The sequence below is a fragment of the Agrobacterium sp. SOY23 genome (assembly GCF_027212525.1).
GTDB classification, from domain to species: domain Bacteria; phylum Pseudomonadota; class Alphaproteobacteria; order Rhizobiales; family Rhizobiaceae; genus Agrobacterium; species Agrobacterium tumefaciens_I.
This window is the reverse complement of record NZ_JAPWDT010000002.1, coordinates 125145-147185: the sequence shown is the minus strand read 5'-3', so window position 1 is coordinate 147185 and position 22041 is coordinate 125145. Positions and strand designations below refer to the sequence as shown.

The 22041-nt window shown below is 59.6% G+C and carries 19 protein-coding genes; 10 read left to right on the top strand and 9 right to left on the bottom strand.

Going from position 1 to position 22041, the window contains the following annotated elements; genetic code table 11:
* Window positions 1-58: 58 nt before the first annotated feature.
* The gene (locus tag O3S81_RS05870; protein WP_269341523.1) at window positions 59-940 is read right to left on the bottom strand and encodes a LysR family transcriptional regulator; all 882 of its coding nucleotides are present in this window, start codon (window positions 938-940) and stop codon (window positions 59-61) included.
* 106 nt (window positions 941-1046) lie between these two features.
* Here O3S81_RS05870 and O3S81_RS05865 point away from each other — a divergent pair, with 106 nt between their 5' ends.
* Window positions 1047-2543 (top strand): CoA-acylating methylmalonate-semialdehyde dehydrogenase, encoded by a 1497-nt coding sequence (locus O3S81_RS05865; protein ID WP_269341522.1) that lies wholly within the window; start codon window positions 1047-1049, stop codon window positions 2541-2543.
* A gap of 95 nt (window positions 2544-2638) precedes the next feature.
* Here the strand turns inward: O3S81_RS05865 and O3S81_RS05860 are convergent, their stop codons facing one another.
* Window positions 2639-3688: a Fe(3+) ABC transporter substrate-binding protein gene (locus O3S81_RS05860; protein WP_269341521.1), complete on the bottom strand. Its 1050-nt coding sequence runs from the start codon at window positions 3686-3688 to the stop codon at window positions 2639-2641.
* Window positions 3689-3861: 173 nt separating this feature from the next.
* Here O3S81_RS05860 and rirA point away from each other — a divergent pair, with 173 nt between their 5' ends.
* From rirA to O3S81_RS05825, 7 genes are all read left to right on the top strand, one after another.
* Window positions 3862-4332, top strand: a complete 471-nt coding sequence (gene rirA, locus O3S81_RS05855) for an iron-responsive transcriptional regulator RirA (protein WP_269341520.1) — start codon at window positions 3862-3864, stop codon at window positions 4330-4332.
* A 166-nt stretch (window positions 4333-4498) separates the two neighbouring features.
* Window positions 4499-5545 carry an AbrB family transcriptional regulator gene (locus O3S81_RS05850; protein WP_269341519.1) on the top strand — a complete coding sequence of 349 codons (1047 nt, stop codon included), beginning with the start codon at window positions 4499-4501 and terminating at the stop codon, window positions 5543-5545.
* Window positions 5546-5694: 149 nt separating this feature from the next.
* The gene (gene osmF, locus O3S81_RS05845; RefSeq protein WP_269341518.1) at window positions 5695-6606 is read left to right on the top strand and encodes a glycine betaine ABC transporter substrate-binding protein OsmF; all 912 of its coding nucleotides are present in this window, start codon (window positions 5695-5697) and stop codon (window positions 6604-6606) included.
* Between the two features lie 84 nt (window positions 6607-6690).
* The gene (locus O3S81_RS05840; protein ID WP_269341517.1) at window positions 6691-7857 is read left to right on the top strand and encodes an ABC transporter permease; all 1167 of its coding nucleotides are present in this window, start codon (window positions 6691-6693) and stop codon (window positions 7855-7857) included.
* Window positions 7854-8792: an ABC transporter ATP-binding protein gene (locus O3S81_RS05835; protein WP_269341516.1), complete on the top strand. Its 939-nt coding sequence runs from the start codon at window positions 7854-7856 to the stop codon at window positions 8790-8792. The genes O3S81_RS05840 and O3S81_RS05835 overlap by 4 nt, the downstream gene beginning before the upstream one ends.
* Complete coding sequence (locus tag O3S81_RS05830; protein WP_269341515.1) at window positions 8789-9529, top strand: ABC transporter permease; 741 nt, start codon at window positions 8789-8791, stop codon at window positions 9527-9529. Before O3S81_RS05835 ends, O3S81_RS05830 begins: the two co-directional genes overlap by 4 nt.
* A 108-nt stretch (window positions 9530-9637) precedes the next feature.
* Entirely contained in the window at window positions 9638-10126 is a 489-nt protein-coding gene (locus O3S81_RS05825) for a gluconokinase (RefSeq protein WP_269342400.1), read from the top strand.
* Here the strand turns inward: O3S81_RS05825 and O3S81_RS05820 are convergent.
* From O3S81_RS05820 to O3S81_RS05790, 7 genes are all read right to left on the bottom strand, one after another.
* Window positions 10123-11424 (bottom strand): NAD(P)/FAD-dependent oxidoreductase, encoded by a 1302-nt coding sequence (locus tag O3S81_RS05820; protein WP_269341514.1) that lies wholly within the window; start codon window positions 11422-11424, stop codon window positions 10123-10125. The genes O3S81_RS05825 and O3S81_RS05820 overlap by 4 nt on opposite strands.
* 1 nt (window position 11425) lies before the next feature.
* Entirely contained in the window at window positions 11426-12787 is a 1362-nt protein-coding gene (locus O3S81_RS05815) for a glutamine synthetase family protein (protein WP_269341513.1), read from the bottom strand.
* A 273-nt stretch (window positions 12788-13060) separates the two neighbouring features.
* Window positions 13061-14308 carry an NAD(P)/FAD-dependent oxidoreductase gene (locus tag O3S81_RS05810; RefSeq protein WP_269341512.1) on the bottom strand — a complete coding sequence of 416 codons (1248 nt, stop codon included), beginning with the start codon at window positions 14306-14308 and terminating at the stop codon, window positions 13061-13063.
* 101 nt (window positions 14309-14409) lie between these two features.
* Window positions 14410-16050, bottom strand: coding sequence for an ABC transporter ATP-binding protein (locus O3S81_RS05805; protein WP_269341511.1), 1641 nt, complete (start codon window positions 16048-16050; stop codon window positions 14410-14412).
* Between the two features lie 5 nt (window positions 16051-16055).
* Entirely contained in the window at window positions 16056-17201 is a 1146-nt protein-coding gene (locus tag O3S81_RS05800) for an ABC transporter permease (protein ID WP_269341510.1), read from the bottom strand.
* Entirely contained in the window at window positions 17201-18295 is a 1095-nt protein-coding gene (locus O3S81_RS05795) for a microcin C ABC transporter permease YejB (RefSeq protein ID WP_269341509.1), read from the bottom strand. Before O3S81_RS05795 ends, O3S81_RS05800 begins: the two co-directional genes overlap by 1 nt.
* Before the next feature lie 141 nt (window positions 18296-18436).
* Window positions 18437-20281 (bottom strand): extracellular solute-binding protein, encoded by a 1845-nt coding sequence (locus tag O3S81_RS05790; RefSeq protein ID WP_269341508.1) that lies wholly within the window; start codon window positions 20279-20281, stop codon window positions 18437-18439.
* A gap of 201 nt (window positions 20282-20482) precedes the next feature.
* On the opposite strand from O3S81_RS05790, the gene mepA reads away from it, so the two are divergent.
* Together mepA and O3S81_RS05780 are read left to right on the top strand one after the other, a co-directional pair.
* Window positions 20483-21544, top strand: a complete 1062-nt coding sequence (gene mepA / locus O3S81_RS05785; protein ID WP_269341507.1) for a penicillin-insensitive murein endopeptidase — start codon at window positions 20483-20485, stop codon at window positions 21542-21544.
* A 99-nt stretch (window positions 21545-21643) separates the two neighbouring features.
* Entirely contained in the window at window positions 21644-22027 is a 384-nt protein-coding gene (locus O3S81_RS05780; protein ID WP_269341506.1) for a methylglyoxal synthase, read from the top strand.
* The last annotated feature ends 14 nt before the right edge of the window (window positions 22028-22041 follow it).

The following is a 22041-nucleotide window of genomic DNA, read 5'->3' as shown; positions in this document are numbered from 1 at the left end:
AAGCCCGGAACGACCCGTCACCGGCAATTAATAGTACTAATGGATCGGCGGCCGGATGTCAGATGAAGATTCGTCGCTCTTCCGCGACCAGTTCCTGGAGAAAATCGACGACCGTGCGGACACGGACCAGCTGGCGGGCGGATTCATGATAGGCCGTCCAGTAGGACCGGCTGATACCGAGATGCGGCATGATCCGCCTCAGTTCGGAATATTGCCCGGCGATGTAATTGTGCAGGATGCCGATCCCCGCCCCCGACCGTACCGCCTCTGTCTGGCCGGTGGCGCTGGAGATTTCGAAGGCGGCGTCCCAGTCGCGCATGATCTCACCGGTATAATTGAGCGAGGGCGAAAAGATCAGGTCCTCCACATATCCGATGCGCCGGTGGCGTTTCAGCGCATCGACATCCACCGGCGTGCCGTAGTCGGCCAGATAACCCGCCGAGGCATAGAGGCCCAGTGAATAATCGGTGAGCTTCGAAAACATCAGCCTGCCCTGTTCCGGCCGCTCGATGGTGATGGCGATATCGGCCTCGCGCTGCGACAGGGAGAAGGATCGCGGCACCGGCACGAGCTGGATTTTCAGGTCGGGATAACGAGCCGTCAGTCGGCCAAGCCTTGGCGCGAGGAAGGACACACCAAGACCATCCGGCGCGCCGATGCGCACCGTTCCCGCCACCGCCGTATCGACACGGCCGAGATTGGCCTGGGCATTCAGCATTTCGGTTTCCATGCGCTCGGCCCCGGCAAGAAGGCTCTGGCCCTCCTCGGTCAGCTCGCAGCCATTGGTGCTTCGCAGGAAAAGCTGCGTGCCGATGGCCGCCTCCAGCGCGGAAATTCGCCGGCTGAGGGTGGCATGGTTCACACCGAGCTTTCTGGCCGCCGAAAGAAACTGGCCGCTTCGCGCGACGCTGAGGAACAAACGCACATCATCCCAGTTCACGGCACCCTCCTTATGTCTATTTCTGCACAATGGATGCTTATTTCAGGCGATTGATTTGTGCAAATCGAAAGGTAATGCTGCGCCATCATATTCTGGAGGAAAACCCATGAAGGAAATCGGTCATTTCATTAACGGCAAGCATGTGCCGGGCACCAGCGGCCGCACATCGAATGTCTATAACCCCGCCACGGGCGAAGTGCAGGCAACCGTTGCGCTTGCCAACGACGCCGAGCTGCGCGCCGCCGTGGAAAGCGCCAAGGCGGCGCAGCCGAAATGGGCCGCGACCAACCCGCAGCGCCGCGCCCGCGTTTTCTTTAAGTTCGTCGAACTTCTGAACCGCGACATAAACGAGCTGGCGGTGCTGCTTTCCAGCGAACACGGCAAGACCGTCGAAGATTCCAAGGGCGATATCATTCGCGGTCTCGAGGTCTGCGAATTCGTTTGCGGCATTCCGCATCTGCAGAAGGGTGAGTTCACCGAAGGTGCTGGCCCTGCCATCGACATGTATTCGATCCGCCAGCCGGTCGGCATCGGCGCGGGCATCACCCCGTTCAACTTCCCAGGCATGATCCCGATGTGGATGTTCGCCCCGGCAATCGCCTGCGGCAACGCCTTCATCCTCAAGCCTTCGGAGCGCGATCCGTCGCTGCCGATCCGCCTTGCCGAACTGATGATCGAAGCCGGTCTTCCGGCCGGCATCCTGAACGTCGTCAATGGCGACAAGGGCGCTGTCGATGCCATCCTCACCGATCCCGACATCGGCGCAGTCTCCTTCGTCGGCTCGACGCCGATCGCACGCTATGTTTATGGCACCGCAGCTATGAACGGCAAGCGCGCGCAATGCTTCGGCGGCGCGAAGAACCACATGATCATCATGCCGGATGCCGATCTCGACCAGGCAGTGAATGCGTTGATGGGTGCAGGTTACGGATCGGCCGGCGAGCGCTGCATGGCCGTTTCCGTTGCGGTTCCGGTTGGTGAGGAGACGGCAAACCGTCTCGTCGAAAAGCTCATCCCGCAGATCGAAAGCCTGAGAATCGGCCCCTATACCGACGACAAGGCCGATATGGGTCCGCTCGTCACCAAGGAAGCGCAGACGCGCGTCAAGGGCCTGATCGACAGCGGTGTCGCGCAGGGTGCGAAGCTCTTGGTCGATGGCCGCGACTTCAAACTGCAGGGTTATGAAGACGGTTATTTTGTCGGCGGTTGCCTGTTCGACCACGTCACCCCTGACATGGACATCTACAAGACGGAAATCTTCGGACCGGTTCTGTCCGTCGTCCGCGCCAAGAACTACGAAGACGCGCTTGAACTGCCGATGAAGCACGAATACGGCAACGGCGTCGCGATCTACACCCGTGACGGCGATGCCGCCCGCGACTTCGCAAGCCGCGTCAATATCGGCATGATCGGCGTCAACGTTCCGATCCCGGTTCCGCTCGCCTATCACTCCTTCGGCGGATGGAAGGCTTCGAGCTTCGGCGATCTCAACCAGCACGGCACGGATTCGATCAAGTTCTGGACGAAGACCAAGACGATCACCTCGCGCTGGCCGTCGGGCATCAAGTCCGGAGCTGAATTCGTCATGCCGACGATGAAATAAGCCGAACAGCCGGCAAGAGAACAAAAAGCCCCGCTGTTGTTGCAGCGGGGCTTTTTTGCTGGCACTCAGAAGAGTGACTGAGAATAGCGTGACCTTCAGTTCGTCGGGCCGTCATTAAAACCCACTTCGTCCACCAGCTCCGAAGCCTGTTTGCGATGGGCGGCAATATCCGTCAGCGGCAGTTTGTCCGGATGGATGGGGCCGAAACCCTTCACCACGTCGGAAGGCTCCGCACCCGGCAGCACCGGATATTCGAAAACCTGCCTGGCGTAGATTTCCTGTGCTTCACGCGAGGCGAGGAATTCCATCAGCTTCAGCGCATTGTCCTTGTTGGGCGCATATTTCGTCAGCGCCATGCCGGAAATATTCACATGGGTGCCACGATCACCGGCATTGGGGAAGATCACCCGCACCGAACCCGCCCATTCCTTTTCTTCCGGCTCGCGATCATTGGTCAGCATCAGGCCGACATAATAGGTATTGCCGAGCGCGATATCGCATTCGCCGGAAAAGATCGATTTCGCCTGGCTGCGGTCGGTTCCATCAGGCTTGCGGGCGAGATTATTCTTCAGGCCCGTCAGCCATGTGCGGGTATAATCGACGCCGTGATGGGCGATCATCGAGGCGATCAGCGCAATATTATAGGAATGCTGGCCATCACGAATGCATATCTTGCCCTTCCATTTCGGGTCGGCAAGCTCTTCATAGGTGATGTCCTTCTGGGTCACCCGCTCCTTCGAAGCATAGACAACCCGGCCGCGAGTCGTGAGACCAAACCACTCACCCTCGGGATCACGCAGGTTGGCGGGAATATCCTTTTCGATGACGGGATCACCCAGAACCGGCTGCGTGACCTTGCCCTCTTTCGCCTCGACGAGACGGGCGATATCGACCGTCAGCAGCACATCCGCAGGTGAATTGACGCCCTCTGCCTGAATACGTTCCACCAGACCCTTGTCGAGAAACAGGACGTTCGTCTCTATCCCGGTTTCCTTGGTGAAGGCATCGAGCAGCGGCTGGATCAGTTCAGGTTGGCGATAGGAATAGACGTTAACCTCGCCCTCTGCCAGAGCGGCGGGCGCGAAGGAAAGGATCGTCAGCCCTGAAAAAACGGCAGCGGAAAAGCATGATTTCAAGCTTGCCATTATGAATGCCTCCATTACATTCCGATTCTTGACTTGTTTGTTCATGAATCATCGAGGCGGTCAACAAGGTGGTTCGAGAAATATCGGATGGGTGCCAGTTTTTTCAGTTTCTGGAATTGTTCTAAACTGAAAAAGAGACTATATAACTCCACATTGAGAGTTAGGAGACCAGCATGCGTTTGACCAAACAGACCAACTATGCCGTTCGCATGTTGATGTATTGCGCTGCGAATGAAGGCAAGCTGAGCCGCATTCCAGAGATTGCCAGGGCCTATGGCGTATCTGAGCTGTTCCTGTTCAAGATCCTGCAGCCGCTCAACAAAGCGGGCCTCGTCGAAACCGTGCGCGGCCGCAATGGCGGCGTGCGCCTTGGCAAGCCTGCCGACAAGATCAGCCTGTTCGACGTCGTGCGGGTGACGGAAGACAGCTTCGCCATGGCTGAGTGCTTTGAGGACGGCGCTGTTGAATGTCCGCTCGTGGACAGCTGCGGCCTGAATTCAGCGCTGCGCAAGGCGCTGAATGCCTTCTTCGACGTGCTGACGGAATATTCGATCGACGATCTCGTCAAGGCGCGCCCGCAGATCAACTTCCTGCTTGGGCTCGATACGGAAATGCCGAAGGTTGCCGCACTTCCGGCTGCCTGACCTTTTCGTTGCCCAAACGGCGACATCCAGAGCCCGTGCCACAGGTCACGGGCTTTTTTTATGAAATGCTCATGAAATGTAATATTTTCAGCCCTCAAGGTTGACGCCGCGAGACGAAGCGGCGCATTTGGTCGCGAGCTTTTTCAAGCAACCAATCAGCGTCGCAATGATCATCAAGCCTGAATTCCACACATTTGCGCTTACCGCGCTTGTCGGCAGCATGGGTGCACTGCTTGCCAGCCTCATCAATATTCCAGCGCCGTTTCTTTCCGGGCCGGCACTTGCCGTGACGATCACGGGATTGGCCGGCATAAGGCTTGGCGTTCCCGCCTTCATCCGCAATGCCTGTTTCGTTGTCGTCGGCATTTCCATGGGAACGAGCGTAACGCCCTCGGTCATCGACGCCGCCAAGACATGGCCATTGAGCTTCGCCGTCGTCCTCGTCGCCGTCGTGATCATGCTCTATGTCGCTTACTGGATCCTGCATTACGGTTTCGGTTACGACCGGACGACGGCGATGCTCGGCGCTTCCCCCGGCCATCTCAGCTACATCATCAGCCTCGGTGCCGAGACGAAAAGCGACCTTGCGACCGTCAGCATCGTGCAAAGTGTCAGGGTACTGGCGCTTACGCTTTCCGTGCCGCTGATCGTCGAATATTTCGATCTGGTCAGTACGGAACCCTTGATCACAAACCCGCCAATGGGCCTTTTTACGCTGGCGCTCACCATCGCCGCCTCGCTTCTGACCGGATGGCTTTTCCTGCGCTGGAAATTCCCCGCCGCCCTGTTGCTCGGTGGTGTTGCGATCTCCATCGGCACGCATATTACCGGCCTCACCGAAGGTGGCGTGCCCACTTGGCTCAGCCTGCCGGTCTATGTGCTGATCGGCTGCCTTATCGGCACGCGCTTTTCGAATGTCTCGCTGATGGAGGTCCGCAAGGGCTTTCTGGCCGGCCTCGTCGTCACCATTGCCGTGATGGTGATTGCCGGCAGCATTGCCTGGCTGATTTCCCGCGTGACCGGCGTGCCGCTTAATGCGGTCATGATCGCCTATGCGCCGGGTGGTCTTGAAACCATGGCGGCCATGGCGGTGATGATGCATGCCGATACCGCCTATGTCGGCTCACATCACGTCATCCGGCTTCTCTTCCTGTCCGTTCTCATGCCGCTCGTCATGGGTAAGGATGCCCGCAAGCGGGACGGCGACGCCTGACGAGCGCTGGCTCTCGGTGCCAACCGGACCCTCGACGCGAAAATTCGGACGGCGTGCAACCTTTTTTCCTCCCGGCCGTTGATACTCTGCCGCAATTGCGGCGGCGATCTTTCGCCTGTTCGGCAGGCTGACCCACCGGAGGACTATTCATGAACCGCTTGATGACGTTGACAGGCGCCGGACTTGCGCTTGCCTTTTCTGTTTCCATCGCTCAGGCGCAGGTGGTGGTGTCGTCGAAGATCGACACGGAGGGCGGCGTTCTCGGCAACATCATCCTCGCTGTCCTGAACCAGAACAAGATCGAGACGACGGATCGCATCCAGCTCGGCGCAACCCCGGTCGTTCGAAAAGCAATCACCGCAGGTGAGATCGACATCTATCCGGAATATACCGGCAATGCCGCCTTCTTTTTCTCCAAGGCGGATGATCCGCTCTGGAAGGACGCCACCAAGGGGTATGAAGAGGCAAAAACGCTCGACTACGATGCCAACAAGATCGTCTGGCTGACGCCATCTCCGGCCAACAACACCTGGGCGATTGCACTGCGCAAGGACGTCGCCGACAAGAACAATCTGAAGACGCTTTCCGACTTCGGCAAATATATTACCGATGGCGGTGCGGTGGTTCTTGCCGCCTCCTCCGAATTCGTCAATTCCGCCGCCGCCCTGCCGGCGTTTCAGACGACCTATGGTTTCACCATGAAGCCGGACCAGCTGATCACGCTTTCCGGTGGTGACACAGCGGCCACGATTGCCGCTGCCGCCAACCAGACGAACAATGCCAATGCCGCCATGGTCTATGGCACGGACGGCGGCATCGCCCCTTCCGGTCTTGTGGTTCTGGAAGACGACAAGCATGTGCAGCCGGTCTATCAGCCCGCGCCGATCATTCGCGAAGAGGTTCTGAAAAAGCACCCCAATATCGAGGAGCTGCTGAAACCCGTGTTCGAAAAGCTTGATCTTGCGACCCTGCAGGATCTGAATGCCCGCGTGCAGGTAGGCGGCGAGCAGGCGAAGACCGTGGCGCTGGACTTCCTGACAAAGAACGGTTTCGTCAAGTAGTGGCTCATGGCGCTGGAAGAGGAGGGATGAGAACGGAAGCGGTCTCATCATCCGATCCCAACCCAGGGTACAGGGGAGCAGGATTTGACGAAATGGCCTGACAAGGTGGGCGTGCTGATTTCGTGCCTGCTTCTTTATGCGCTTTTTGCATCGCCCTTCATGACGTTTCGCGCCAACCGGATTGTTCAGGGGGAAACACGAACAATCTTCGAGGCCCTACCATCGCCGGCCGCGACACTCCTTGCGGCGATCATTCTTCTTGCGGCATTCATCGCCTTTTTCCGCTTTCCCGCGCGGCTGAAGCTTGCAGCCGCACTGGGCGGTCTAGCGGCGCTCTCGGTTTTTGTCGGACAGGCGGCCTCCTTTCTCACGCCGGAAGGAAACGGTTTTGCCCGCGTCTCGCCGTCGAGCGGTTTCTGGTTGCTCTTTGCCGGGCTGGCTCTGCTCGCCACGGACTGTATCGCACGTCTTGAGCCGAAACCCGCCATCCGGATCTTGCTGTTGCTGCTGGCGACCGCCGCACTTTCCACGCTGCTGGCAAGCGGCCTCTGGAACGACCTCTCCATCATCAAGGAATATACCAGCCGGGCCGACATATTCTGGACCGAGGCCGTGCGGCATGTGGAGCTTGCCATCGGCTCACTGATCGCCGCGACCGTCGTGGGTATTCCTCTGGGCGTCCTCTGTTACAAGGTCGAGCGGCTGCGGGCAGGCGTTCTGAACAGTCTCAATATCGTCCAGACCATCCCCTCCATCGCCTTGTTCGGCCTTCTGATCGCCCCGCTCGGATGGATTGCAGCCACCGTGCCGGGCGCGGCGAGGATCGGCATTGCCGGCATCGGCATGGCGCCGGCCTTCGTGGCGCTGTTTCTCTATTCGCTGCTGCCGGTCGTTTCCAACACGGTGGTCGGTCTTGCCGGCGTTTCCCAGGCGGTCCTGGAAGCGGCACGCGGGCTTGGCATGACACCGGTGCAGCGGTTGCTGCAGGTGGAATTTCCGCTCGCCATGCCGGTCATTCTCACCGGCATTCGCATCGTGCTGGTGCAAAATATCGGGCTCGCGACAATCGCCGCCCTGATCGGCGGCGGCGGTTTTGGTGTTTTCGTGTTTCAGGGCATCGGGCAGACAGCCATGGATCTTGTGCTGCTCGGCACCGTGCCGACCGTTCTCCTTGGCTTTGCCGCCGCGATCACACTCGACGCCCTCATAGACAGCAATCTCTTCAGCGCAGGCGAAAGGCAGAAGCCATGATCGAGATCGACACCATCACGAAACGATATGGCGATACGGCCGTTGTGGATCAGGTATCACTGACCGTTGCGCCGCGCACCGTGACCGTCATCGTCGGCACGTCCGGATCGGGGAAAACCACCCTGCTGCGCATGATCAACCGGCTGGTGGAACCGACCTCCGGTGCGATCCGCATCGACGGCGAAGATGTCAGCGCCATTCCGGGTTTCAAACTACGCCGTCAGATCGGCTACGCCATTCAGGGCCATGGACTTTTTCCGCACCGAACCGTGGCGGAAAATATCGCGACCGTGCCGCAGTTGATCGGCTGGGACCGCCAGCGCATAAAGGCCAAGATCGATGCACTCATGCACCTCTTCCAGCTTGATCCCGGGCTTTATGCGGATCGTTTTCCGCATGAGCTTTCCGGCGGCCAGCAGCAGCGTGTCGGTGTGGCCCGCGCACTGGCGGCAGAACCGAACATTCTCCTGATGGACGAACCCTTCGGCGCGCTCGACCCGGTGATCCGCGCCAAGGCCCAGAACGACCTTCTCGATATCCAGAAGAAGCTCGGCGTCACCATCGTCCTCGTCACGCACGACATGGACGAGGCTTTCCATCTGGCGGATCGCATTGCCGTGATGGACAAAGGCCGCATCGTGCAGGATTGCCCGCCGGCGGAACTGGTGCTGAAACCGGCGACGGATTTCGTCCGCACCATGATCGGCGAAAACGAACGCGCGCTGAAACTGCTTTCGGTTCTCTCCGTCGCCGACATCGTGGAGCCGGGAAGTGCGGAAGGTACGCCGCTCACCGAAAGCACCAGCCAGCGCGATGCCCTGTCGGCCATGTTGTGGGCGGGCTGCGATGTCTTGCCTGTGATAAAAGACGATGGGCAACCCGTCGGCCGGGTGCGGCGTGATGTTCTCCTCCAGCGCGCCACTGGCGCCCCATGAAAAACGCATTCTCATTTCTTTCTCTCGGGCTTCTGGTGCTGGCGCTGATCATCTTTCTTGCCGCACCGCAAATCTTCGCGCCGATCTTTCGCCCTCTCGTGCAGGCCAATGCGCCAGCCATCTACACGCAGGCCAATCTCTTTTCCCTGACGCTCTCGCATCTGACCACCGTTGCGATCGCGACCGGACTGGCCACGCTCACGGCGGGGGCGCTTGCGGTTCTCGTCACCCGGCCTTTCGGGGCGGATTTCCTGCCGCTGTCGCGCAGCATCGTCAATATCGGCCAAACCTTTCCGCCGGTGGCGGTGCTGGCACTGGCCGTGCCGATGATGGGTTTTGGCGAAAAACCCACGCTCATCGCCCTGTTTCTTTATGCGCTTCTGCCGGTGTTCGAAAATACGCTGACCGGGCTGACCACCCTACCGGCCACGGTGATGGATGCCGCCAGAGGCAGCGGCATGACCGGCTGGCAGCGGCTGGTCAAAGTGGAGCTGCCGCTTGCCCTTCCGGCCATTCTCGCCGGCATCCGCCTTTCGGCGGTCATCAGCCTTTCCACCGCCACCATCGGTTCGACCGTTGCCGCCCGCACGCTCGGCGAAGTGATCATCGCCGGCCTGCAATCCAACAATCTCGCCTTCATTCTCCAGGGAGGTTTGATCGTCGCGGCACTGGCGATCCTCATCCACGCCGGCTTTTCCGCACTGGAAAGGTCCGCAGCCGGCAAAACCGGGCACTGACATACGGAGCCACCCAAATTTAAGGTTCCCGCCACCCGCCGCACATGGTAGGGGCTGACCGTCGAAACAGAAACATTCGAGGTTCGGGTGACACAGGCAATTGTCGTGATGGGAGTGAGCGGCTCTGGCAAGTCCACGGTCGCGGAAGCGGTAGCTGAGAAACTGGGCGTTGCCTTCATAGAGGGCGACAAGCTTCACCCGAAATCCAACGTCGATAAAATGTCCGAGGGCATTCCGCTGACGGACGAAGATCGCTGGCCGTGGCTCGACCTGATCGGTGCGGAACTGCGCAAGGGTAGCGAAGGTAAGGGTGTCGTGGTTTCCTGCTCCGCACTCAAGAAAATCTACCGCGACCGTCTTCGCGAAGCGACCGGTGGTCCGCTCGTTTTCATCTATCTGGATGGCAGCCTGGAGCTGCTTAGCCGGCGTATGGGTGAACGCAAGGGCCATTTCATGCCGCTCTCGCTGCTTCAGACCCAGCTTGCCACGCTGGAAGTGCCGACCGGCGAGCCGGGCGTCGTAACCGTCAGCATCGACACCACACCCGAAGAGATCACCGCAAACGCGCTTGCCGGCCTGAAGACGGTAACGTTCTAGAGCCCCAGCTTGTCTCTCAAGCCGTACCACCATGCGCCGAGCACGGTCAGCGGCACGCGGAACGTCTTGCCGCCGGGGAACGGGTAGTTCGGCAGCGAACTCCAGATATCGAAACGTTCGGCGTGGCCGGCAACGGCCTCGCCCAATATCTTGCCGAGCAGATGGGTGGTCGTCACGCCATGGCCGCTGTCGCCGTGTGAAAAGTAGATATTATCCGAAAGCTTGCCCATATGCGGGATGCGCGTCAGGGTCAGCGCGAAGTTACCACTCCAGGCGAATTCGATCCTGGTCTTTTCCAGTTGCGGAAAGGTCTTCAGCATGTTCGGCCGGATCACACCCGTCAGGTCGGCCGGGTCGCTGCCACCATAACCGATGCCACCGCCATAAAGCAGGCGGTTATCCGACGTGCGGCGGTAATAATCGAGAATGTAATTGGCATCCTCGACGCAATAATTGGCAGGCAGAAGGGCCTCGATCAAGTCGGCATCAAGCGGCTCCGTCGCCATGACCTGGCTCGAGACCGGCATCATCCGCTCGCCGATTTCCGGCAGCAGGGTGCCGAGATAGGCATTGCCGCAGACGAGAACATATTTCGCCTTCACGCTGCCCGTTGCCGTGCGCACGATGGGATTGGCGCCCTGCTCCACCGCGATGACGCGGGAGTTTTCGAATATACGGGCTCCAAGGCGTTCGGCCGCCACGGCCTCACCCTGCACCAGATTGAGGGGGTGGATGTGGCCACCGAAGCGGTCGATCATGCCGCCGGCATAACGGTCGGTCTTCACATAATGGCTGACATCCGCCGTGGAGACCATTTCGAGACCGCCATGGCCGTGTTTTTCCCAATGGGCTTTGTGAGCCTCCATTTCGCGAATCTGCTTCGGCGTAAAGGCGGCAAAGAAACCGCCATCGACGAGATCGCAGTCGATGCCGTATTTGGCGACGCGACCACGGATGATCGCGCCGCCTTCCAGCGACATTTCTCCGAGCTTCACCGCCTTTTCGTGACCGTAACGTCGGGCGATGGTTTCGAGATCACGGCTATAGCCATTGACGATCTGGCCACCATTGCGGCCCGAAGCGCCGAAGCCGACCCGCACGCCTTCCAGAACGATGACGGAATAACCACGTTCACTGAGTTCCAGCGCGGCGGAAATTCCGGTGAAACCGCCACCGATGATGCAGACATCGGCTTCCAGCGTCCCCTCCAGCGAGGGCCGCACGGTTTTCACATTGGCGGAGGCGGCATACCACGACGACGTATGACCGGGATTTGGAATATTCGTTACCTCAGCCATCTCACACCGTCCTGATATAGGCGTCATATTCGACGTCGGTTACACGCAGGGAAAATTCGGAAAGCTCCTGCTGCTTGCAGGCGGAAAACAGCGTCCGGTACTTCTGGCCAAGCGTTGCATAGGCAAAACTCGACCGCGTGAAGCGCTGCAACGCGTAATCCCAGTTGGTGGGAAGCGGTTCGTGATTGATCGCGTGGCTGTCGCCGGCGATCGCGCCGCCGGGCTGGCGCTTCTCCTTCATGCCCGCAAGTGCGGCGCTGAGGATCATCGCGAGGACCAGATAGGGATTGGTATCGGCGCCGGCCACCCGATGCTCGATACGCGTCGCCGCCTTGCTGGCAACGATCACGCGCACCGCCGCCGAGCGATTGTCGATGCCCCAGGAGGCATAGGTGGGAGCGTGTTCGCTGGGGGTCAGGCGGCGATAGGAATTGGCATGGGGTGCGAAGATCGCCATGCTCTCCCCCATGTTTTCCAACAGGCCGCCGACCGAATGCATCAGCGCATCCGAAGGGCCGTCTTCCCCGGCATAGATATTCCTGCCGTCCCTGTCGAGAACGGAAAAATGCACATGCATGCCGTTGCCGGCCTGTAGCCCATAGGGCTTGGCCATGAAGGTGGCGTCAAGTTCATGCCGCCGCGCCACGCCCTTGACGATACGTTTCAGGAAGACTGCGAAATCGGCGGCCTGCAGGGCATCCGGCACATGATTGAGGTTGATCTCGTATTGCCCGGGGCCATTCTCCCGCAGCGTCGTATCGGCAAGCACGCCCTGGGCGCGGCAGGCTGTCGCGATATCATGGAAGACATCCTCGAAATCCTGCAATTCGGAGATCGACAGAACCTGCGTCTGGCCGGTGTGCCAGCGCCCCTCACGGCTATGCGGCGGGCGCACCGGATCAAGCGCCGAGCGAACGGGATCGATCAGGTAAAATTCCAGTTCGGTAGCAACGACCGGCGTGAGGCCAGCCTTTTTATAGGCGTTCAGAACCTGCGACAGAACATGGCGCGGATCCCCGTAAAAGCCGGTTCCATCCGGGTTTTTCATCGCCAGCAGAACCTGCGCCGTCGGACGGCCAAGCCATGTTACGCGTGACAGCGTGCCGGGAACGGGGAAACAAAAGCCGTCCGGATCACCCGTGCCTTCGGCGAGACCTGCGGCGTGCACATCCCTGCCCCAGATATCCAGCGCATAAACGGATCGCGGGATCGCCATTCCCTTTTCAAGCACGTCGATTGCCCGTTCGCGCGGAATCCATTTGCCGCGCGGAACGCCGTTCGCGTCTATGACAAAAGCTTCGAGAATTTCGATATCGGGGTTATCGGCGAAAAATTTCTTTGCGTTTTCAATATCATCCATCATGCACCAGCAAGCCGTTTCCATCTCGTTTCATGCGCAGCGAGTTTCGCTAACGAAAGTCGTCCTGCTGCTGATAGATGAGAAACCTCGCCACCATGATGACGTTTGCCCCTTTTCCCCTTTGCATGGGGCCATGTTACGTGGCCTGTCACAGGAAGGCCAGCGGATTTAGTGCGGCGCAGATAAAAACGGAATCGTTCCGCCGCTCTAAGTTTTTGTTTGAGCATCGGATTTTCCGAAAACCATACTACACTTTTCGGTCCGATGCTCCGGCTATCAGGGATTGAACCTTTCCGGACGATAGGCATTGATGGCGATAACCGGCGCTTCTCCCAGCATGGTTTCCGCCAGAACACGGCCGGTGATCGGCCCAAGCGTCAGACCGTGATGGGCATGGCCGAAGGCGAACCACAGGGTCTTGTGGCGCGGCGCCTTACCGATGATCGGCATCATGTCCGGCGTGCAGGGCCTGGCACCCATCCACGGCTCCGCATCCAGCCTGCCGCCGAGGGGAAAGACAGTGCGGGCAACCCGTTCCGCCCGCTCGATCTGTACCGGGGATTTTGGCGCATCGCGTTCGGCAAATTCCGCACCGGTCGTCAGGCGGATGCCTTTTCGCATCGGCGCCAGGAAATAACCGCGCTCCGCGTCGATCAGCCAGTTGTTGAGCTTTGTGCCTTCCTGCGGCGCATAATGCATGTGGTAACCGCGCTTCACGCCGAGCGGGAAGCGATAGCCCAGCCTTTCCGTCACCGTGTCCGCCCAGGGGCCAAGCGCCACGACGGCATGTTCGGCCTCCACCGCGCCTGTCTCGGTGCGCACCGTCCAGCCGCTAACCGTCTGGCTGAGGGTGGAGGCATCACCCCGGACAAAGGTTCCGCCAAGGCTTTCGAACAGCTTGACATAGGCAAGCGTCAGCGCGTGCGGATCGCGTACTGACCAGGGATCATTCCATTTCAGGCCGCCTACGAAATCACGGCTGAGATACGGTTCGGCCGTAGCCAGCTCCTCGGCATCGAGTTTCGAGTGGGAAATGCCGTGGTCACGGTGGAGACCCTCGGCAACGGCATAGTCGGCGTCCCGCCTTGCGGCGGTCCTGTAGGCCGTCATCCAACCGTTTTTCACGATCAGATCGCCAGCCTTCGCCTCGTCGATCAGGATACTGTGCTCGGAGACCGAATGTTCGATCAACGGTGTATAGGCGCGGGCAATCGCGGCATGTCGCAAAGTTGCGGAATTATACCAGTAACGGCCGAGGAAAGGCGCAATCCTCGGCAAGGCCGAGAGCCGATAACGGACATCGATCCTGTTGTTCAGCGAATAGCGCAGCAGCAGCGCAAGGTCGTGCGTGAAGCCATAAGGCACCACGCCCTCTCTCTGGATCAGCCCGGCATTGCCGAAGGAGGTCTCTTCGCCCGGCCCGCGCCGGTCCACCAGCACCACCGATTTGCCCCTTCGGGCCAGTTGCAAAGCGACGGAGACCCCGATGATCCCCGCTCCCAAAACGACCACATCCGCTGCCATCGCAATCAATCCGTTTCCCAGTCACGCTTACCGCAACATGGGTCGGCGTTTTCCGCGAAGCAACAGAAAAATCATTGCCTTAATGGAAAATGCGATGCGTCTTACTGGCTGACCGCTTTCGTTTTCACCGCTTCAATGTTGAAGGCGGCAGCCAGGAGCGCCTTGGTATAGTCCTGCTGCGGATTGGCGAAAATCTCTGCCGCCGAACCGCTCTCCACCACCTTGCCGTGGCGCATGACGATCAGGTCGTTGGCGAGCGCCTTCACCACCTTCAGGTCGTGGCTGATGAAGAGGTAGGCGAGTTCATGCTTCGCCTGGAGATCGCGCAGCAGATCGACCACCTGCGCCTGCACGCTCATGTCGAGTGCGGAGGTCGGCTCGTCCAGCATGACGAAACGGGGTTTAAGCACCATGGCGCGGGCAATGGCGATGCGCTGACGCTGGCCGCCGGAAAATTCATGCGGATACCGCCAGCGGGTCGCCGGATCGAGGCCCACCTCTTCCAGTGCGATCGCAACACGCGTATCGCGCTCGTCGGCTGAGAGAGACCGCTCATGAACCTTCAGGCCTTCCGCGATGATTTCGCCCACCGACATGCGCGGGCTGAGCGAACCATAGGGGTCCTGAAACACCACCTGCAGCCGGTTCCTGAGCGGCTTCATCATCTCATAGGAATAGCTGTCGATCGACTGGCCGATGAAACTGATGCGGCCCTGCGAGGCAATAAGCCGCGAGAGCGCGAGACCAAGCGTCGTCTTGCCGGAGCCGGATTCGCCCACCACGCCCACGGTCTGGCCGGCACGCAGAGTAATATCGATGCCGTCCACCGCCTTCACATGGTCGACCACCCGGCGCATCAGTCCCGCCTTGATCGGGAACCAGACCTTGATGTCGTCACCCTGCATGACCACCGGTTTGCTCGCATCGGAATGCGGCGGCTCGCCCTTCGGCTCGGCAGCCAGCAAATGGCGCGTATAGGCGTGCTGAGGATCGGTAAATACCTGCTCCACCGTGCCGGTCTCGACGATCTTGCCCTTGGTCATGACGCAGACGCGGTCGGCAAATTTGCGGACGATGCCAAGATCGTGGGTGATGAACAGCATGGACATGCCGTGCTGCGTTTTCAGATCACCGAGCAGTTCCAGAATCTGCGCCTGCACCGTCACGTCGAGCGCAGTGGTCGGCTCGTCGGCGATCAGCAGTTTTGGCCGGTTGGCTAGCGCCATGGCGATCATCACACGCTGCCGCTGGCCGCCTGAGAGTTCATGCGGGTAGGCTTTCAGGCGCTTTTCCGGCTCGCGGATGCCGACCTGTAATAACAGTTCCAGCGTACGCGCCCGCGCCTCTGCCCCGGTGATCGACTGATGCAGTTCCAGTATCTCGCCGATCTGCCGCTCGATGGTGTGGAGCGGGTTGAGCGAGGTCATCGGCTCCTGGAAGATCATGGTGATATCGTTGCCACGCACGGCACGCAGCGCCCGTTCCGGCAGGGTCAGCATGTCCTTGCCGTCGAACAGGATTTTGCCCGATGGGTGGCTCGCCGCCGGATAGGGCAGCAATTTTAAGATGGAATTCGCCGTCACCGATTTGCCTGAACCGGATTCCCCGACGAGAGCGACAACTTCGCCCGGCATCAGGTCGAAGGAGACGTGATCGACAGCGACGCTGGTCGCGCCCCCCTGATGGAAGGCGACGGAGAGATCACGGACGGAGAGAAGCGGCTGGATATTTGTTTCCGTCATGGCGATCACCGGAACGTCTTGCGTGGATCGAAGGCGTCGCGCACCGCTTCACCCACGAAGATCAACAGCGAGAGCATGATGGACATGGTGAAGAAGGCGGTGAGGCCGAGCCAGGGCGCCTGAAGGTTGTTCTTGCCCTGCGCGATCATCTCGCCCAGAGACGGTGATCCCGGCGGCATGCCGAAGCCGAGGAAATCGAGCGAAGTGAGCGTGGTGATCGAACCCGAAAGGATAAAGGGCAGGAAGGTCAGCGTCGCCACCATGGCGTTGGGCAGAAGATGGCGGAACATGATCGTCCAGTTGCCGACCCCGAGTGCCCGGGCAGCACGGACATATTCGAAATTTCTGGCCCGCAGGAATTCGGCACGGACAATGCCAACGAAGCCGACCCATGAAAACAGCAGCATGATGCCAAGCAGCACGAAGAAGCCCGGCGGCAGGATGGCCGCGATGATCAGCAGGATGTAAAGCACCGGCATGGACGACCAGATTTCTATGAAACGCTGGAGAAGCAGGTCCGTCCAACCGCCGAAATAACCCTGAATGGCGCCGGCCGTGACGCCGACGAGGGCCGATGCGATAGTCAGCGTCAGGCCGAACAGCACGGAGATGCGAAAGCCGTAGATCATTCGCGCCGTAACATCGCGCGCCTGATTGTCCGTTCCGAGCCAGTTGAGATTGCCGAGCGTGCAGCCGGGATCGGCATTGCCTTGCGGGTAGGCCGAGCAGCGCTCCTTTTCATCCATCAGCCAGAAGGGTGCCGTGGGTGCCGAATGCGGAATATTGGAATTCACCGTCTGATAGGAATAACGGATCGGCGGCCAGATCATCCAGCCATTGGCGTTGATCTCGTCCTGAATGAAGGAGGACTTGTAATCGGTCTGGGCCAGGAAGCCGCCGAATTTCTCCTCCGGATAATCTACCATGACCGGCACCAGAAGCTCGCCCTTGTAGGAGGCGAGAATGGGTTTGTCATTGGCGATGAATTCCGCCATCAGGCTGAGGAAAAACAGGATCAGGAACAGCCAGAAGGACCAGTATCCGCGGCGGTTCGCCTTGAAATTCTGCCAGCGGCGCTTGGTCGTCGGCGAAAACCACGGGCGCTTCGGCTTTACCAGCGTCTCAGTTCCGGCGGGATGGACAAGCGTCATCACACGTCCCTCCGCTCGAAATCGATGCGCGGATCGATCCACGTGTAGATCAGGTCGGACAGGAGGCCGACGACGAGGCCCATCAGCGAGAAGATGAAGAGCGTGCCGAAGACGATCGGATAATCACGGTTGACGACCGAGAGATAACCGAGACGGCCAAGACCATCCAGCGAGAAGATGTTCTCGATCAGCAGTGAGCCGGTGAAGAAGGCCGAGATGAAGGCACCCGGAAAACCGGCGATCACGATCAGCATCGCGTTGCGGAAGACATGGCCATAGAGAACCCTGCGTTCGGTGAGACCCTTGGCACGGGCGGTGACGACATATTGCTTCTTGATCTCGTCGATGAAGGAATTCTTGGTCAGAAGCGTCGTCGTCGCGAAGGCCGAAAGGGAGAGCGCGATCAAAGGCAGGGTCAGGTGCCAGAAATAGTCGATGATCTTCTGCCACCAGTTCAACTGGTCAAAATTATCAGACACCAGACCGCGCAGCGGGAACCAGTCGAAGAACGAACCGCCAGCAAAAAGAACGATGAGCAGGATGCCGAAGAGGAAGCTCGGCACCGCATAACCGATGATGATGATGCCCGATGTCCAGACATCGAAGGTCGAACCATCCGACACGGCCTTTTTGATGCCGAGCGGAATGGAGATGATGTAGGAAATGATCAGGATCCAGAAGCCGAGCGAGGCCGAGACCGGCAGCTTGTCGATGATGAGATCGATCACCGACGAGTTGCGGAAGAAGCTGTCGCCGAAATCGAAGCGGATGTAATTCCACATCATTTCAAGAAAACGGGTGAGCGGCGGCTTGTCGAAACCGAACTGTTTTTCGAGCTTCTTGATCAGCTCCGGATCAAGACCCTGGGCGCCGCGATATTTCGAGCCGCTTTCATCGAAACCACCGGATTGGCCCATGAGATCGCCGCCGCCCGAGAGCCGGTCTGAGGCGCTGTCGCCTTGCCCGGTCAGCTGCGCCACGACCTGTTCCACCGGCCCGCCCGGCGCGAACTGGATGACGAGAAACGAAATGCCCATGATGCCGACGATCGTCGGGATCATCAGTGCCAGACGTCTGAGGATATAGGCGCCCATCAGCCTCTGCTCCCGGCCGTTACGCCAGCGGTTTTCGTTTCAGTCAAACCCGGTCCTTTCGTGAAAGCGCCTTGCATGCGCTCCAAGCGATTCGTCTCGCCCTATGTGAATCAAGCCTTCGCCGCGAAAGCAAGGCCGGCCTCAATTCCCGGCCTGGCTGGACCACCACGCGTCCGGAAAACCGACGCCATATTCGGGCAGGTTTTCAGGGCGGACGAGGGTGTTCCAGTAGGCGATGAACATCTCGCCACGGTAAAATTGCGGAATGACATAGCTGTTTGCCAGAAGCACCCGGTCGAGCGCGCGGGCGGCGGCCACCTGTTCATCCCGGTTGGGCGCAAATATGACCTTCCTGACCAAGGCATCGACGGCCGGGTTCTTGATGCCGGCGACGTTGTTGGAACCCTGCCGGTCGGCTGCTGCCGAACCCCAGAAATCCGCCTGCTCGTTTCCGGGATTGGCCGACGTCGCCCAGAGCTTGATCGTGACGTCGAAATCGAAGCTGCGGGTACGGTTGGTATATTGTGAGGCGTCGACTGTGCGGATGGTGGCGTTGATGCCGATCTTCTTCAGGTTCTGGACATAGGGAAGAATGGTTCTTTCCATACCGGAGGAATCGATCAGAAACTCCATATCCAGCTGCTGGCCGGTTGCCGCATTGACCATGCGGTTGCCGCGCAGCTCGTAACCGGCCTCCTTCATCAGCTTGACCGCTTCGCGCAGATTGTCGCGCTGCTTGGCGGGATCACCGGCCACCGGGTTGCGATATTCCGTCGTGAAGACTTCCGGCGGGACCTGATTCTTCAGCTCCTGAAGAATTTCCAGTTCGCGGCCTGTCGGCAGTCCGGAGGAGGCCAGTTCGCTGCCCATGAAGAAGCTGTTGATGCGCTGGAACTGGCCGTAAGCCAGCGTGCGGTTCAGCTCCTCGAAATCGAAGGCGTAGTTCAGTGCCTTGCGCAGTTTCGGGTTCTGGAACTTCTCGCGCCGCATGTTCGGCACGAAGGCCTGCATGATGCCAACCGAGCGATAGATATTCGGCAATTCCTCTTTCTTGACGCGGCCTTCCTTCACGGCCGGAAAATCATAACCCGTGACCCAGCGGCTGGAGGAGGCTTCCTGCCGGAAATCGACGGTGCCGGACTTGAAGGCCTGGAACTCCACGTCCTGATCGGCAAAGAAGGTGTAGGCAATGGTTTTGAAATTATTCATCCCCACATTCACATTGACGTCCTTGCCCCAATAATCGTCACGGAGTTCATAGGTGACGGACGAGCCGGGGGAGACGGCTGCGATCCTGTAAGGGCCGGAGCCCATGACCGGCTCCAGCGTACCGCGCGATATGTCGCGTGGCTTGCCGTCCGGACCTGTGCCTTCCCACCAGTGCTTGGGAACGATCAGCAATTGCCCGACGATCTGCGGCAATTCGCGATTGTTCTTTTCATCGAAGGTGAAGGTGATGTCTCTTTCGCCGCTCACTTCCGCTTTGGTGACGTGGGTATAATAGGTCGAGAGTTGTGGGCTCAGATCCTTCGCTTTTTCGAAGCTGAAGACGACATCCTCCGGCGTCACCGGCTTGCCATCGGCCCATTTGGCGTCCTGCCGCAGCCGGAACGTCGCCTTCGCAATATCGTCGGGATAACTCACGCCCTCGGCCAGCAAACCATAGGAGGCCGAAAGCTCCTCTTCCGTCGATTTCATCAGCGTATCGTAAACCAGCGAAAGGCCCGTCGCCCTTTCGCCCTTGGCGAGCAGCGGGTTGAGCGTGTCGAAAGTGCCTGATGTCGACAGGCGCAATGTGCCGCCCTTCGGCGCCTTGGTATTCACATAGTCGAAATGGTCGAAACCATCAGGATGTTTCAGCTCCCCGACCGTCGAAATCCCCTTTCGCCAGACATCCGCTGACTGGGCGGAAGCCGCCGCCGGTATCAGCAGGGCGGATGCCGCGATAGCGATAAGGATACGGGATTTCAGTGGTGCCAATATCATCGGGGGAATGTCCCTGTTTTTGTGCTTGCTGGAGAGAGCATAAAAGAAAGATTGGCAAAAAACAGATGCGCTGCCTCACAAGCTCTTTATCGGCGTCTTTATCCCCGCTTTGCGAGGACTAGGCGAAACATGGTTTCAACAAAATCCCGTTCCAGTTTATTCTTGGGGGAAGAGAATCACCTGATCGGACGGGCAGGCTATATGACGGCGGGATCAACAAGAGTTTTCAAGGCGGCCATGCTGGCGATGTCGGTCGTCTCGGCGCTGCAATTGCAAATCGAGACCGCATCGGCTGAAGACAGGCCCGCGAAAGAAGTGTTTGGCCACATGGCCCTGCCTTCCGCCACGGGCTCGCAGCCGATCGGCTCCTATGCCAAGGGTTGCCAGTCCGGCGCCATCGCCATGCCGACGGACGGCCCCGGCTGGCAGGCCATGCGCCTGTCGCGCAACCGGCGCTGGGGCCAGCCGCAGCTGATTTCCTTCCTTGAGCAATTTTCGCAGGACGCCCAGAAGATCGGCTGGCCGGGATTGCTGCTCGGCGATATTTCCCAGCCGCGCGGCGGCCCGATGCTGACCGGCCACGCCTCACACCAGATCGGCCTCGATGTCGATGTGTGGTGGCGGCCCATGCCCACCCCCCGGCTGACCGTGGAACAGCGCGAAACGGTGCCTTTCATCTCGATGCTGGACAAGAGCAAGTTCCTGACGGTGGATGACCGCAAATGGTCGCCGCTGAATGCCCGGCTGGTGATGATGGCGGCAAGTTACCCGCAGGTGGAGCGTGTCTTCGTCAACCCGGCCATCAAGCAGAAGCTCTGCCAGACATGGACTGGCGACCGCACCTTCATGGGCAAGATCAGGCCGATCTATGGCCATGACGAGCATTTTCACATCCGTCTCGAATGCCCGCCCGGCGCTCCCAATTGCAAACCGCAGGCCTCCGTCGGCAAAGGCGACGGCTGCGACAAGTCGCTTGCCTGGTGGTTCAGCAAGGAACCATGGGCGCCGCCGAAGAAGGACCCCAATGCCAAGCCGGTGAAACCGCGCCCGGTTATGGTCTCCGACCTGCCCTCGGCCTGCGCCGCCGTGGCCGCCGCCCCTTCCGCCAATCCCGAGGGTCTTGCCGCCCAGGCCTATTCGCCGGCACCGTCTCAGGCCCCGGCCGCACGCCAGCAAAGCGTGGAACAGGTCATTCAGGCCGCGCCCGCCATGCAGCCGCCGTCGGATATTCCGCTTCCCGCCCAGCGTCCGACATTGAACTGAAACAGAAATGAGGCATTCAACAGCTTCCCTTTTCAAATGGCGGCAAGCTGTTATAGAAGGCTTCAAATCGATTTAATTCTTTGAGGACAGGCTGGGATCATGGAAGGGCAACGCTGTATCGCGCTCATCGCTCACGACGAGAAAAAGGACGATATGGCGGCTTTTGCCCGTCATCACCAGAAGACGCTTGCCAAGTTCAAGATCGTCGCCACCGGCACCACCGGCGGGCGTGTGCAGGAAGCCTGCCCGGGGCTTGATGTCATTCGCCTTAAAAGCGGTCCGCTCGGCGGCGACCAGCAGATCGGCGCGATGATCGCCACCGGCGAAGTGGACATGCTGATCTTCTTCACCGACCCGCTGACGGCCATGCCGCATGATGTGGACGTGAAGGCGCTGACGCGCCTTGCCACCGTCTACGACATTCCGATGGCGCTCAACCGCGCCACCGCAGAAAACCTGATCGACTTCCACCTCGCCGACTGACCCACCAATATGGA

Coding starts and splice junctions, on each gene's coding strand:
- O3S81_RS05865 (WP_269341522.1), top strand. CDS start 1,047: ATGAAGGAAATCGGTCATTTCATTAACGGCAAGCATGTGCCGGGCACC.
- O3S81_RS05860 (WP_269341521.1), bottom strand. CDS start 3,688: ATGGCAAGCTTGAAATCATGCTTTTCCGCTGCCGTTTTTTCAGGGCTG.
- rirA (WP_269341520.1), top strand. CDS start 3,862: ATGCGTTTGACCAAACAGACCAACTATGCCGTTCGCATGTTGATGTAT.
- O3S81_RS05850 (WP_269341519.1), top strand. CDS start 4,499: ATGATCATCAAGCCTGAATTCCACACATTTGCGCTTACCGCGCTTGTC.
- osmF (WP_269341518.1), top strand. CDS start 5,695: ATGAACCGCTTGATGACGTTGACAGGCGCCGGACTTGCGCTTGCCTTT.
- O3S81_RS05835 (WP_269341516.1), top strand. CDS start 7,854: ATGATCGAGATCGACACCATCACGAAACGATATGGCGATACGGCCGTT.
- O3S81_RS05830 (WP_269341515.1), top strand. CDS start 8,789: ATGAAAAACGCATTCTCATTTCTTTCTCTCGGGCTTCTGGTGCTGGCG.
- O3S81_RS05825 (WP_269342400.1), top strand. CDS start 9,638: ATGGGAGTGAGCGGCTCTGGCAAGTCCACGGTCGCGGAAGCGGTAGCT.
- O3S81_RS05820 (WP_269341514.1), bottom strand. CDS start 11,424: ATGGCTGAGGTAACGAATATTCCAAATCCCGGTCATACGTCGTCGTGG.
- O3S81_RS05815 (WP_269341513.1), bottom strand. CDS start 12,787: ATGATGGATGATATTGAAAACGCAAAGAAATTTTTCGCCGATAACCCC.
- O3S81_RS05810 (WP_269341512.1), bottom strand. CDS start 14,308: ATGGCAGCGGATGTGGTCGTTTTGGGAGCGGGGATCATCGGGGTCTCC.
- O3S81_RS05805 (WP_269341511.1), bottom strand. CDS start 16,050: ATGACGGAAACAAATATCCAGCCGCTTCTCTCCGTCCGTGATCTCTCC.
- O3S81_RS05800 (WP_269341510.1), bottom strand. CDS start 17,201: ATGACGCTTGTCCATCCCGCCGGAACTGAGACGCTGGTAAAGCCGAAG.
- O3S81_RS05795 (WP_269341509.1), bottom strand. CDS start 18,295: ATGGGCGCCTATATCCTCAGACGTCTGGCACTGATGATCCCGACGATC.
- O3S81_RS05790 (WP_269341508.1), bottom strand. CDS start 20,281: ATGATATTGGCACCACTGAAATCCCGTATCCTTATCGCTATCGCGGCA.
- mepA (WP_269341507.1), top strand. CDS start 20,483: ATGACGGCGGGATCAACAAGAGTTTTCAAGGCGGCCATGCTGGCGATG.
- O3S81_RS05780 (WP_269341506.1), top strand. CDS start 21,644: ATGGAAGGGCAACGCTGTATCGCGCTCATCGCTCACGACGAGAAAAAG.